Origin of the sequence: Sphingobium sp. TKS (assembly GCF_001563265.1) — a bacterium.
GTDB lineage: Bacteria > Pseudomonadota > Alphaproteobacteria > Sphingomonadales > Sphingomonadaceae > Sphingobium.
Genome location: NZ_CP005083.1, coordinates 3,804,197 through 3,816,349, shown reverse-complemented (window position 1 = coordinate 3,816,349; position 12,153 = coordinate 3,804,197). Strand labels below are relative to the sequence as shown.

The 12,153-nt window shown below is 63.3% G+C and carries 12 protein-coding genes; all 12 read right to left on the bottom strand.

The window, feature by feature from the left end:
* Nucleotides 1–77 precede the first annotated feature (77 nt).
* The 12 genes from K426_RS18890 to K426_RS18840 all read right to left on the bottom strand — a co-directional run bounded on the left by K426_RS18890 (nt 78) and on the right by K426_RS18840 (nt 12,077).
* The gene (locus tag K426_RS18890; RefSeq protein WP_021688178.1) at nt 78–272 is read right to left on the bottom strand and encodes a hypothetical protein; all 195 of its coding nucleotides are present in this window, start codon (nt 270–272) and stop codon (nt 78–80) included.
* A gap of 140 nt (nt 273–412) precedes the next feature.
* Nucleotides 413–814 carry a hypothetical protein gene (locus tag K426_RS18885; RefSeq protein WP_021688179.1) on the bottom strand — a complete coding sequence of 134 codons (402 nt, stop codon included), beginning with the start codon at nt 812–814 and terminating at the stop codon, nt 413–415.
* Between the two features lie 108 nt (nt 815–922).
* Nucleotides 923–1,402: a hypothetical protein gene (locus K426_RS18880; protein WP_021688180.1), complete on the bottom strand. Its 480-nt coding sequence runs from the start codon at nt 1,400–1,402 to the stop codon at nt 923–925.
* Nucleotides 1,403–1,407: 5 nt separating this feature from the next.
* Nucleotides 1,408–2,163, bottom strand: coding sequence for a hypothetical protein (locus K426_RS18875; RefSeq protein WP_021688181.1), 756 nt, complete (start codon nt 2,161–2,163; stop codon nt 1,408–1,410).
* A gap of 43 nt (nt 2,164–2,206) precedes the next feature.
* Nucleotides 2,207–2,668, bottom strand: a complete 462-nt coding sequence (locus K426_RS18870; protein WP_021688182.1) for a hypothetical protein — start codon at nt 2,666–2,668, stop codon at nt 2,207–2,209.
* Nucleotides 2,669–2,679: 11 nt separating this feature from the next.
* Entirely contained in the window at nt 2,680–3,327 is a 648-nt protein-coding gene (locus K426_RS18865; protein WP_021688183.1) for a hypothetical protein, read from the bottom strand.
* A gap of 73 nt (nt 3,328–3,400) precedes the next feature.
* A complete protein-coding gene (locus tag K426_RS31835) occupies nt 3,401–3,541 on the bottom strand; it encodes a DUF5983 family protein (RefSeq protein ID WP_157034366.1) in 141 nt (46 codons plus the stop codon).
* A 9-nt stretch (nt 3,542–3,550) separates the two neighbouring features.
* The gene (locus K426_RS18860) at nt 3,551–4,771 is read right to left on the bottom strand and encodes a hypothetical protein (protein WP_021688184.1); all 1,221 of its coding nucleotides are present in this window, start codon (nt 4,769–4,771) and stop codon (nt 3,551–3,553) included.
* Nucleotides 4,772–5,198: 427 nt separating this feature from the next.
* Complete coding sequence (locus K426_RS18855) at nt 5,199–5,540, bottom strand: sigma factor-like helix-turn-helix DNA-binding protein (RefSeq protein ID WP_021688185.1); 342 nt, start codon at nt 5,538–5,540, stop codon at nt 5,199–5,201.
* Between the two features lie 335 nt (nt 5,541–5,875).
* The gene (locus K426_RS18850) at nt 5,876–6,403 is read right to left on the bottom strand and encodes a hypothetical protein (RefSeq protein WP_030090520.1); all 528 of its coding nucleotides are present in this window, start codon (nt 6,401–6,403) and stop codon (nt 5,876–5,878) included.
* Nucleotides 6,400–6,645: a type II toxin-antitoxin system TacA family antitoxin gene (locus K426_RS18845; protein ID WP_021688187.1), complete on the bottom strand. Its 246-nt coding sequence runs from the start codon at nt 6,643–6,645 to the stop codon at nt 6,400–6,402. The genes K426_RS18850 and K426_RS18845 overlap by 4 nt, the downstream gene beginning before the upstream one ends.
* A gap of 260 nt (nt 6,646–6,905) precedes the next feature.
* On the bottom strand, nt 6,906–12,077 hold the full coding sequence (locus K426_RS18840; protein WP_030090518.1) for a lactate dehydrogenase: 5,172 nt from the start codon (nt 12,075–12,077) through the stop codon (nt 6,906–6,908).
* Between the last annotated feature and the right edge of the window lie 76 nt (nt 12,078–12,153).

Here is a 12,153-nt window from a genome sequence, read left to right as displayed (position 1 = left end):
CTGCGCTCCCCGGAATCACGAAGCCCGGCGCGATGGCCGGGCTTCGTGGAAAACGGGGAATGTTGGTGTCGGATGGGCTATTCGCGCAGGTCTCCTGCGGCTATGTCGCCAATCCAGCTCGAGGCTTCCTCAAAATCAGCGTCGTCGTCTTCGACCAACGCGGCGAGCGCGACCGCCCCGGTGCGGCCGAGCTGGCCGAGGCGCTGAATGGCTGCGTAGAGGATGGGCGCGAGTTGCTCGGCGGTCGCGGTATCGATGTCGGTAGTCGTCATGCAGATGCTCCTTGTGGAAATGGTGGGTGGCAAGGGATGGCCCGCGGCGCGGGCGGCACGACCGGCGCGCCCAACCATTCGCGCCAGGATTTCGGGATGGGCAGCTTCAGGCGCCTTTTCAGGCGAATTCGACGACGACCTCATTCACCGCGGGTTTCCGGCGTTTCGAGCAGCACGACAGCGATCGACGGCTTTTCGGAAGTATCGGCCTTGCGGCTGTCGTAGCGGTGAATCCCCTTCTCCGCGATCGTCAGCATATCGAACACCGGCACCGGCGATCCGTCGCCTCCGGGTACGGTCATCGCCGAATCTCGATATTGGATGTCGATGAAGCGCGGCGGCCCGCCTGTGTGGTATGGCCCGAAATAGAAGGTGACGCGCAGCCCCTCGCTGGTTTTCGCGCTGATGGTGAAGCCGCCGTCCGGAATATCGACCGGCAAGGTCGGAACATGGTTGAAGGTCGCGAAGCCGATGCTTTCCGCATCGGCACGGGTCATGATCGGCAGTTGCGACATGCTCGTCGACGAAGATGGTTTGTCCATGGAATATGGCCTTTCGGAACGGGTGAATACACCGGCTCACCGCCGGGATGATGAGCGCAGAAATCGGCCGGGACCCGGCAGTCGTGCAGACGGTATCCCCAACCGCGGCTAGGAACGCCGAAGCGCTTTCTCGTCTGGCGTCTCGATATGGACATAGCGCCTGCCGCCGCTGCGGCGTTTGCGAATGCGTCCGTCCACGAACGCATCGGCCCATCGTTGCGCTTCGGCCGCACGAGCGCCGCCAGCGCATTCATCGGCCTGCTCGAAGAGCGCATAGGCAAGGGCATATTGTTCGCGCTCCGGAAGGGAGAGCAATATTGTGGCGATCGGCAAGGCGCTCTCGTAGAACTCGAGCACGCGGCAACCCAGACCGCTGTGCATCAGGATAGCAATGCGACCCCTGCTTCCGATACCTGTCGGTCGCGCTATCTGCACATCATGCGATGCATAGGTGATCGAGACGCGGGAGGTTTCGGCTTCACCGCGATGGAAGACGCGATCGTCGCGATGGGCAAGCGGGTGCGCGAGAACCTCATAGCCGTCGAAGTTCTCGACCTTGCGAATGTAGTTATGTCCGATAACGCCCATGGCGGTCACTCCGCTGCCATTTGTGCCGTGGCTCGGCCGTCCGAGGCACTGGCTGCATCGAGGCGGGCTATCCAATCCGGATCGATGCAGGCGTCCTCCACGGCCCAACTGCTGATGGAGGCAGGGACGGGATCGCCATTGTCGCGTGAGACCAGCAGGAGATCATCGGGATCGGCGCCCTCGACATCATAATCGACGACACGCACCGTGATCGGCCTGTCGGCGATGATGCCCTGGACAAGACCGCCATCGAGTTCGATCACGACATTGGCTTCCTGTGGAGTCAGTTCACCGCCGTTGATCCGCATGCAGAGGCCATCGATCTCATCCGAAGTCAGCGGCTCATGCCGACCGAGATTGCTGGCGACATCGTCAAGGTCGGCCCCACAGTGGCATCGCTGGTGGTCACGCAATGCCGCAAGCACGGTCGAGAGTTCCCGATCGTTGAGTGCGAGAACCGTTACCCCCTGGAGGTCGGCCTTTTCGATCCACACATCGCAGCCGGCCGCATCCGCGAGGTCGTCATGGTCCATGTCGCTGATGTCGATGCCGAGCGCGGCGAGGTGACGGCATTGCGCCGCGATCAGCCCCATCTCCCAGCTGCCGACGTCGATCGGCGGCAGGGCCTCGGAATCGAGGTCGGCGCGAAGCTGGTTCACCAACCGGGTCGCGGCAATCCGGGCTTCGCGTTCGCTGGTGTGATAGCTCGTGATTTTGGACGGTTGCGAGAAATGCGTTCCGTTGGCGACGAAAATATCCATGTCGAATTCTCCGGATAGTGAGGATGCGGGATCGGTGCGGGCATCAGGCGGCGCAGCGGGCAGCGTCCTGGGAAAGGCCGAGATCAAAGGCGGTGAGGTCGGCGAACCGCGGCTCGAGGCGGTCGAAAGCAGCCGTCAGATCATCGATGTCGATCCAGGTGAAGGCGTCACCGGGATCGGCATCGAGCTGGAAGACGATGGGTGTGAAGGCCGCGGTCATCTCCGGGAAGCTGGCCTGGATGATCAAGGTTTCGATCCGGCGTCCCAGAGCGGCGATGCGGGAGGCAAGCGCGGCCCGCTCGGCATGCGGCATCGCGTAATAGCGATCGGGCGCCAGCAACGGAGAGATGCGAACGCACGGGAGACGCCCGACATGTTTCGGCCCGACAACCGTGCCGGTCAATGCCCGGCGTTCGGCCGCGACCTTGTCGGCAGGGACCAGCGCGCGATAGACATAGTGCGGCAGCGTCCCCGCGATGCGGGAACGGGTGACGATGATTTCCATGATGATTGTCCTCAGGCGAAGAGCCGGGTTGCAGCGGCGTCCGGTTGGGGAAGATCGAGGTCGCGGCGGATACGTTCGGCGAGCCTAGCGGGCTCGATCAGCTCCGCCACGGAAGCGAAGTGATTGCGGCCGCCGACATAATCCTCGCGGCCTTTGCAGCTACGAAACATCACCTCGTGGCCGGGGCCCATGCAGCCCAGATCGAGCTGGATATAGAGATGGGCGGCGTGAAGAATAATTTCACCCGAGCAGGCGCCCCCAGCCATATTTGAACGAATCTGAAATTCGTTCCGTTGGAGGCCGAGCGCCTCGGCGAGCCGTCGCAGTGCGGCGCGGCCCTCCTGGTGAAAAATGGCCTTCGCCTCGCTGTCATAGTCGACCCCGCGCCGTGCAAGCGTCACCAGGATAGGCGTGCGTTCGGCGGCGCCGACGGCTTCGACGCAGGCACGGCGCAACTCGGTCTGGGGCGGACGGTTCTCGGTTGCTATGTTGCCGAGATGGCGCACCAGCAACAGGACGGCCGGATCACGCTCCACGTCAATATGGTTGCGATGGCACTCGTCGATTGCCTGGATCAGGACATTCAGCCCTCCGGCAAGCGTGGTCAGCGCGGAAGGGTCGAGCGCCTGCTGAAAGCGAAACGCGGCGTCATAGGACATGGGGTTCTGCTCCTGAGACCTGAGCGCATCATCACGCCCGCCTCACTCCTTCCCCCTCCCCTCGATCAGGCCGTCACCATTCGTAGCAGGCGAGCCGATCGGTCGTGGACGCGTCGCGGTCCAGGATCAGATAATTGCAGCCCAGTCCGCGCGCGAACGCCAGCGCACTGACAAGATCGGCCGGGAGATGCCGGCGGCACGGGCGCGCCGACACCGGTCGCGATCACGCGATGGTCACCTGCAGGGGACGCCGCGGTTCGAGATGGTTGCGAACGAAGCCGCGTGTGATGCCCAGTTCGCCGGACGCAACCTTGGCAAGCTGCTCTTCGAACGTGAGCTTGCGGGTCGCGGCGGCATCGCGTGCCGCCCTTGCCTCTGCTCGCCGCGTTTCCTCCCAGTGCGCTTTCGCCTCGTCGAAGGCCATCGTGCCGAGCAGACGCCGGAACGCATAGATCTCCCGAGGCGAAGCTGGAGGCCATGACGAGCTACGCACCGGCGCATGGCGAGCCCGGCCGGGGCGTCTGGGGGGCGGCAACACTTGTCCTTCGCCCGCCAGTTCGGCGGCAAATGCATCCCGAAGACGATAGGCGCTCGATGCGCCGATCACGAGTTCGCGCGCGGCGCGCTGGACGGGCACGTGATCGAGCAGCATCGCGCGCAGAAGGTCTTTCTGCTCATCGGTGACGAAACGGGCGCTCTGGGCATGAACATGCCGGACCCCGGCGGCATCGCATCCGGGGAGCGTTTCTCCCTTGCGGCGCAGGCGCCGCAAAAGCCGGGCCCTGATGCGCGTGCAGCTCGTCCGCGACACGCCGGTGCGATCGGCGATCTTCTGAGTGCCAAGCCCCTGCAGGAAGAGGTCCTCGACCTTTCTGCGCTTCGCCGGCGACAGCTTCACGCCACTATAGGCCTGACCGCCGCCCGGCGGCGGCAGCGGTGCCTTGCCGCGGGCAAGCAGTTCACGGTTATACCGGCGGCGCTGCTCGGATACGCAGGCCGCCGACACGCCAAGACGCAACTGGATGTCGATGCCCTTGTAACCCTTCTTCAAGGCATAGCGCAGCCGCTCGATGCCCTCGGCCGTCAGGCGGCCATGCTGATCGCGCTCTGCGGGACGATATCCACGCCGGACACAAAGGGCGATCGTCACCGCATTGCAGGCGCTGGCTTCGCAGATACCGAAATGTTTGCCGATGGCGCTGAACGACCAGTTCTCGACCTCGCGCAGTCGGATGGCTTCGTCGAGATCCCCGCCACCAAGGCGCGGTCTGGGCGCGGCATTTCTATGGGCTGTCTTCAGGCCGAGCTTGTGGGCCTTGACCTGCAAGGCATGGATGCTTCGGCCCGGCAGCCGCTGCGCAACGCTATGCCCTTCGGCCGGATACCAGGCGCGCAGCGTAGCGATTTCCTGCGCCGTCCATGGCGCGGATCTGGGAGTGGTCATGGGGAACGTCTCCGAAGAAGGGAGAGCCCACGCCGCGCAAAACCGGGGTGTGGTGGTCCGTGGCCCATTTGGACACACGCGCCTGCTCCCTTCCCTACTTCCCCCTTCACTCCCTATGGCCGCACGGGGCGGGGGAGATTGCTCGGCCGCGTTCGCCGTCGCGATGTTCGCCATCGCCCTGAGCGGCCACCTTGCGCGAAAGGCTGTCGGCATCTCCGTGCGGTTTTACCTTGCGACCGCCATCCCCTGGAAACCTGGTCGAGCAATGGCCGGGTAAGCCAGTGTCGCGATGGCAATCTCCCCTTTCCTCACATGGATTTCAGGAAAAGATTTCGGATAGTGGGAACGCGGATGGCGGTTTTCTGAAACCGGCAGGAGACTGTGCCGCCGCATCGCCAAACCGAGGACGGACGGAAAGCCCAAGCGTTTACGGCGCGCCTCGAACGAGTTGCAAATCCAGGGACAGCCGCTCCGCTACCTCCTTCCGGTTCAGCCCGAGCCTGCGAGCAATCTGGCTGATGGTGAGGCCGTTCAGCCGATGGAGATAGAGCACGCGCTCGGTGAAATGGGGCAGCGTCTCGATCATATCCCATATCTCGCCGTCCTGCTCCGGATCGGCGTGCGTGCCCATCGTCCTTTCCATGATTGCCTGCAGTGCGATCGCGCCTTCGTCGTCATGGTGCGCGACCATGATGGCCAGCACCTGCTCCATCATTTCCAACGCGCGATCCCGCTCCGGGCCGGCTGCGATGATGTTCGAATGCCGCATGATTCACCTCCAGGTGCCAGAGGCCAGCAGCATAGGTCGCCTATAACATGTCCGCACGTGCAACTGTTTTCAAATCGCAAACTATCTTGGGAATTTTCTTACCAGAGGCTTGTGCGGACAGCGCCTCCTCATCGGACATTTTAAGCGAATGATCTGAACGGATCGCTTGCCGCCTATCTGTCAAGCCCGCGCCATGTATTCCCGGTTCGTGAACGAACGTGGGGCGTATCTCAAATTTCCGGGGCCTCGGCTCGGATGTCATCATACGAATGGCCCCGATGCGGCATTCACGTCGAACGCGAATGCAATTGACCGGTGTATCGCGCACCAGGCGCCTACAATTGACCCGCTGATCTCAATTCACGTTCAAGTGTCGCAAAAGGCAATATGAGGGTCAGCGGTTTGTCGTGCAGTGTTATGGCGCCATAGCTGGCATACCATGCGGCAGCCCGCTCGTTCTTGGCGTCGATGATCAGCATCACCCCGCCGACTTCTGCCGCGACGCGAATGCATCTGCGGCCGATGGCGCCAAGAAGTTGCCCCCCAAGCCCGTTCCCCTGCACCCGAATATCGGTTGCAAGCCGCGCGAGCCGGAAACCGGGCACTTCATGCCTGGCGAGGCCCCGCCTCGCAAGTTCGGGCGTGTCGGCATGGTCCATGCTGCCAGGAGCGATGCTGTAGAAACCGAGAATCGTCTTGTTGTCGGTGTCGTCGACGGCAAGGAACGTCTTGGCCCCGCCCAGCTCATGGCTTTGCCGGGCATAGCGCCGCAAGAAGATGTTCAGATCATTGTCACCGCAGTCGAAGGAAGCTCGGTCATGCGCTTTTGCGATCGCGTCCTCGTGCCAGGACGGAAGTCTCATGCGAGCTTGGGCATCGCGGCGATGGCAGCGCGCAATTTTGCATTCGCCGGAGGGGGATTTTCGAGCAGATCGAGAACGAGCAGGCTGTCCCGTTCGCTCAGCTTGGTCCGCTCCGCCTCTTCGATTACGCTCTCGGCCTCGCGCAGCGCCGAACCGGTGACAAAGGTCGTCAGATCGGTATGTCTGAGCGCCGCCGCCCGGGCGAGCAAAGCCTTTTGCTCCGGTCGTATGCGCAGGCTCATGCGCCTATTGTCTTCCACCACAGCTCGCGGCATTGCACGCCTCCGTTTGTACAGTTTCAATTAGTACATGATCGAATAGTGCCCCGTCAAGAATGTACGCCTTGAAAGCGCACAATGGAAATTGGCCAGCCCAGGGTGAGCCCATCTCAATCCCTTTCCATGGCTCAAGCAGCTGGTGCCGACCGACACGACCGCTATTGTCGCATTGCCAACGTCGCCAGGAGTGCGCGCGGAATCGTCCCGTCCAATGGTCGAGACCGTCATGCCGCTTGCGGAACCGCACTTTCGTTGCCGAAAGGCGGTGCCAAGGTTGCGTCCTCGTCATTCCCCGGCTCGAATTCGCCCTTCGTCGTCGCCAGATCGGCCTCCAGTTCCGCGAGTTCCCGCAGCTTGTCTTCCAGCAAGGCTGCATCGGGAAATTCCTGGCCGAGACGCGCCTCGAAAGCCGGAAGGCGCCGCTCGTTCGCTTCGAGATCGGCCTGGACGGCCGCAAGATCAGCGTCGAGATTGAGAATGGAGGATTCGAGCCGGCCCAACGCCGTGGTCCATCGCGTCCTGTCGGATACTTCGAACGCATTGCGCTCGCCGTGGTGCAGTGCCGCGACGGACGTGCGGATACCGCGCTCGCCATCATCGTCGACAGCCTCGTAGCCTGAGAGCTCCACATCGATGCCGTTGACGGTGCCGAGCAACTGGCGTGCCCGGCCGCCGTGCAGCCGCAACTCGAAGGCCTGCCGCAGGATGCGTTCGCCGGCGGCCTTGCGGTCGGTGACCATGGTGCCGCCGCAATCGAACAGAACCTCGTCGTGACGCGGAAGAACCCGGCGCGCGATATCGGCTTCCAGCTTCGCGATCAGACTGGAGCCGTCGATGATGGCGTCCGCGGTTCGCTTGATGGTCCTGCGGATATTATACTGGTCGTCGATATGCGCGTCGCGCAGGCGCTCGAGCCTTGCGACCTCGGCATCGAGCCCAGCCTTGCGCATCAGGCGATCGTCGCCGGACGCCAGCGCCTTTGCGAGCGCGAACTGATTGACGTTGGAGCCGACATCCTCGATCCGGCGAATGGAGCGATCACCCGACATCGCCATGTTGATGAAGCGGGCTTTTCTTTCGAGCATCTGCCAGTTGGTCGCGTCCATCGAGCCACTGGTCGCGTAGCCGTATAGCTCGATTTCGTCGTTCTGGTTGCCCTGGCGCTCGATCCGGCCTTCGCGCTGCTCGATATCGGAGGGTATCCAGGGAACATCGAGATGATGCAGGGCCTTGAGGCGTTGCTGCGCGTTGACGCCCGTTCCCATGGTGGGCGTGGACCCGATGAGGATGCGCTTGCGCCCCTGATTGAGGTCGTTGAACAGGCGCTGCTTCGCGCTGTTCTTCTTGTAATGCTGCATGAAGGCGATCTGATCGGCCGGTATGCCCATCTCGATCAGCTGCTCGCGGATCCAGACATAGGCGGAGAAGCCGCGTGTCTCGATGGCGTTCTCGGTGCCGAGATCGGAGAAGATCATCTGCACGGCGCCGGGCAGCGGATAAGGTCGCCCGGTTTCCGGATCGGTGTAGCGATTGCCGCTCGTATCGCGCCAGATACTGTAGACATTCTCGATCAGGAGATTGAGCTTGTTGCCCTCCTCGTTCCCCATCATGGGATCGACGAAGCGGAGATCGATCGCCGAATGCCGCCCGTCGGTAATCACCGAAAGGAGGATATCATCGCCCTTCTGGGGGCGCCCGCTGCGGTTCTCGATCGCCTTGATGCGTCCGGCGAGCACCTTCTGATAGGCCTTGAAGGGCGCCCCGGACTGGGCGACGATGATCTTGCGCTTGCCGCCCTTGATGGTGGGCAGCCGGACATATTGGCGCAAATCGTCCTTGAGCACGACGTCGGCGACGCTACGATACATCGCCATCAAGTCGGCGACGTTGACGAATTCGCAGAAGCGCGTGACCGGCTTGTAGCTGCCGCTCGGCTGGAGTTCGAGTTCGGTGCGTGTGTCGCCGAAGTTCGCGGCCCAGGCGTCGAACTCATGCAAGCCCTTGGCCTGTAGCTCATCGGGCTGCATGAAGCGCTGCAGCGTATACATTTCGCCCAGCGTGTTGGTAATGGGCGTGCCCGACGACAGGATCAGTTCGCGGCCGGGATTGATGCCGGCAAGGTATCGACCCTTGACGAACAGATCCCATGCCCGCTGCGAGCCGGCCGGGTCGACGCCCTTGAGGTCGCCAAGATTGGTCGCAAAGGTGAGCTTGCGAAACTGCTGGGCCTCGTCGACCAGGATCTGGTCGATGCCGATCTCGCCGATATGGACAAGGTCGTCCTTGCGGGACTGCAGATTCTCAAGCCGCCGCTGGAGCCCCTCCTTGAGGCGCTCGACCCGCTTGCGCGAGACGCGATCGTCATTGTCGATGCCCGCGATCAGCCCCTCGTAGCTGGCGAGTTGGTCTTCGATCAGCTGCTTTTCGAAGGCTGCCGGGGTGGGGATGAACTTGAACGCATCATGGGTGATGATGATCGCATCCCAGTTGCCGGTCGCCGCGCGGGCCAGGAACCGCCGCCGCTTCTCCTTGATGAAGTTCGTGTCGTCGGCGACCAGGATGCGCGCGGTGGGATAGAGCATCAGGAACTCACGCGCGATCTGCGCGAGGCAATGATTGGGCACCGCCATCATCGGCTTGTTGGCAAGGCCGAGACGGCGTTGCTCCATCACGGCGGCGCACAGGCTGAAGGTTTTGCCCGCGCCGACGCTATGGGCGACATAGGTCGAGCCTGCGGCGACGATCCGCCAGACGACGCGCTTCTGGTGATCGCGCATCTGGATGGCGGTCGACGCGCCGGGCAGCGTCAGATGCTTGCCGTTGAAGGTCCGGGGAACGAGGTTGTTATAGGCGTCGTTGTAGATGCGGACCAGGCGATCAGCGCGTTCGCTGTCCTGCCAGACCCAGGTCTCGAAGGTCGACTTGATCTTCGCAAGCTTCTCTTTCGCGGCTTCGGTGTCGGTGACATTGAGCTCGCGGCGCTCCGAACCGTCAGCTTCGCGGTGAACATCGTAGATCTTGGGGATATGAGAATTGAGGGCATCTTCGAGCAGGTCGGCCGCGCCTCGGCGCGCCGTGCCCCAGGTCGAGGTGGAACTGACATGTCCCGCGAACGGGGCCTTGTCGACAGTCCAGCTCGCAATATCGACGGTATGAAAGATGGTGGTCTCGACCTCCATGATTTCCACGACGAAGGTTTCGATGACCCTGGTAGGAATCCAGGGCGCGCCGAGACGCGCAGTGATCTCGCTGGGTTTGAGGTCGACCGGCTGGACCGCTTCGAGCGCGATGGCGACGGCATGAAAGCGCGGATCGGTTTCGGCCTTCTCGCGGGCAAGGGCGAGCTTGGTCCGCACGGGGCCTGAAAGGGCCTCGTCCGCGGTGACCCAGTGGTCGAAGTGGGGCGTGGTGCGGACGGGGTCCAGATAGATATCGTCGGCAAGGTCCGCGAGCGCCTCGGCTTGCGCGACGCCGAGCAGGCCGGCGATCAACGGGAGATCGACGCGGCCGCGCTCGTGGAGCGACACCGCCAGCGCATCCTGCGCCGAGCGGATTTCATGGGCGACCGGCGGCTTGACGACACGTTCGGTGAAGATCGCGCCCGGCGTGCCGGTATCGCTCGCCTCGTCATAGGCCTCGATCGACGCGACCAGCCAGACGTCGGGATCGTCGAGGAAGGGCTGGAGGTTCGGGCGACGCTGATATTCCTTCTCGGCGCCGGTGTCGGGATCCGTGCGGATGCTGGTGATCGTCCGGTTGATCGGGCCGTACTTCCTGGTGAACTGCCTGTAGTGCGTGAGCAGCTTTTCCTGGGACGCGGCATAGGGCTGGTCGTTCAGCTGCGCCCGCAGGATCGCGCGCACCGCATCGCGGATCGGGATCAGCGCCTTGATGATGCTCGCGTGCTTGACAAACAGGCCAGTGGTGCCACGCCCCGATTTGACGTCGACGATGGCCGGCATCCCGTCGACGATCTGGTGCAGGACACCGCCGGAAACGAGATAGCTGCCTTCCTTGAACTCGGCTTCATCGGCAGCGGTCCCGATCTCAATGTCGAGCGACACGTCGACCCGGTCACGCAGCGACGTCGTGCGATGGACGGGGCGGCAGGCGCCTTCGTATCGGGATGCGATTGCCGACAGGGTGGTCGTGAGAGCTTGCCCGATGTCGACACCCGGCTCGGCGGCGCAGGTATAGTCCATGCCGAACTGGCCGCTTTTCCATTCATGAGCCCCAAGCACATGAGCGGGATTGTCGAGGAAATAGCGGTTGATCCGCAGCGGTCCCTCACCCTCGTCGCTATCGGGAACATCGGCCAGATCGATCCAATTGTGTCCGGGCCGGAGGAGATCAGGCTCGCGCTTGCGGAAGAGCAGGATATCGACGACGACGTCGGTGCCCGCTTCCTGCCGCATGGCCCGGCCGGGAAGGCGCACCGCACCCAGGAAATCCGCGATGCCGTCGATATGGCCGCGGGCCTTGGGATCGCTCTTGTCGAGCGAATAGCGCGAGGTCACGAACAGGGCGACGCCGCCCGGCCGAAGGTGCTCCAGCGATTTCGCGATGAAGAAATCGTGGAGCGACAGCCCGAGCCGGCCGAGGCTGGTCTTGTTCTGGATGCTGAGGTTCGAGAATGGGGGATTGCCGATAGCGAGGTCGAAGTCGCGCGGCAGCGACGCCTTGTCGAAATCGATGCAGCGGATGATCTGACCCGGATAGAGCGCGCTCGCGACGCGGGCGGTGACGGGATCGTTCTCGATACCGACGAACAGCGTGTCACTGGCCAGCCAGTCGGGCCGCAGCCCCATGAAGAGACCGCTGCCGCATCCGGGTTCCAGAACCTGGCCCCCGGTGAAGCCGAGGATGCGGGCGGCGTCCCACATGGCGCGGACGATATATTCGGGCGTATAGTGAGCATATTGCGTCGCGCGCTTGAGCGACTGAAGTTCGGCATCGGTCGTTTCGGCGGCAAGGCCGTGCCCCAGTTCCTCCCAGCCATCGCGGAATGTGCCCGCGCGATCGGCGAAGATGTTGTTCGCAAGCTCGGAGGCGCCGAAGCCGATGAACTTCGCGATGGCCTCCTGCTCGGCCGGCGTTGCTCCTCGTTGTTCGCGGTCCAGCAGGTTCAGCAGCCGGATCGCCTCGACATTGTCTTGCGCGCGGCCCTTCCACGAGGACGCCAGCATCCGCCCGGCGGCGAAGGAGAAATCGATGGGTTCGACCGGGGGCTGACCGGCAAGCACCTCCGCCGGCGCCAGCGAGAAGAGCGTAGGCTCGCAATGCTGGGAGATGATCGCTGCATCGGGCGCGACAGCGGGCGCCGGGTCGGGCGGCCTGACCGGCTGATCGAAGTCGAGGCATAGCTGGAGAGCCAGCGCGGATGCACTGTTTCGCATGGAATGCTTCCTTTTTGATGGGTTCGCGGGCGCAGCGCGGCGGCCCACAAGCTTGTCAGGCTGGTCGAAGATCAGG

Excerpts from the sequence above, each read along its gene's own strand:
- K426_RS18890 (WP_021688178.1), bottom strand. The coding sequence starts at position 272 with ATGACGACTACCGACATCGATACCGCGACCGCCGAGCAACTCGCGCCC.
- K426_RS18885 (WP_021688179.1), bottom strand. The coding sequence starts at position 814 with ATGGACAAACCATCTTCGTCGACGAGCATGTCGCAACTGCCGATCATG.
- K426_RS18880 (WP_021688180.1), bottom strand. The coding sequence starts at position 1,402 with ATGGGCGTTATCGGACATAACTACATTCGCAAGGTCGAGAACTTCGAC.
- K426_RS18875 (WP_021688181.1), bottom strand. The coding sequence starts at position 2,163 with ATGGATATTTTCGTCGCCAACGGAACGCATTTCTCGCAACCGTCCAAA.
- K426_RS18870 (WP_021688182.1), bottom strand. The coding sequence starts at position 2,668 with ATGGAAATCATCGTCACCCGTTCCCGCATCGCGGGGACGCTGCCGCAC.
- K426_RS18865 (WP_021688183.1), bottom strand. The coding sequence starts at position 3,327 with ATGTCCTATGACGCCGCGTTTCGCTTTCAGCAGGCGCTCGACCCTTCC.
- K426_RS18860 (WP_021688184.1), bottom strand. The coding sequence starts at position 4,771 with ATGACCACTCCCAGATCCGCGCCATGGACGGCGCAGGAAATCGCTACG.
- K426_RS18855 (WP_021688185.1), bottom strand. The coding sequence starts at position 5,540 with ATGCGGCATTCGAACATCATCGCAGCCGGCCCGGAGCGGGATCGCGCG.
- K426_RS18850 (WP_030090520.1), bottom strand. The coding sequence starts at position 6,403 with ATGAGACTTCCGTCCTGGCACGAGGACGCGATCGCAAAAGCGCATGAC.
- K426_RS18845 (WP_021688187.1), bottom strand. The coding sequence starts at position 6,645 with ATGAGCCTGCGCATACGACCGGAGCAAAAGGCTTTGCTCGCCCGGGCG.
- K426_RS18840 (WP_030090518.1), bottom strand. The coding sequence starts at position 12,077 with ATGCGAAACAGTGCATCCGCGCTGGCTCTCCAGCTATGCCTCGACTTC.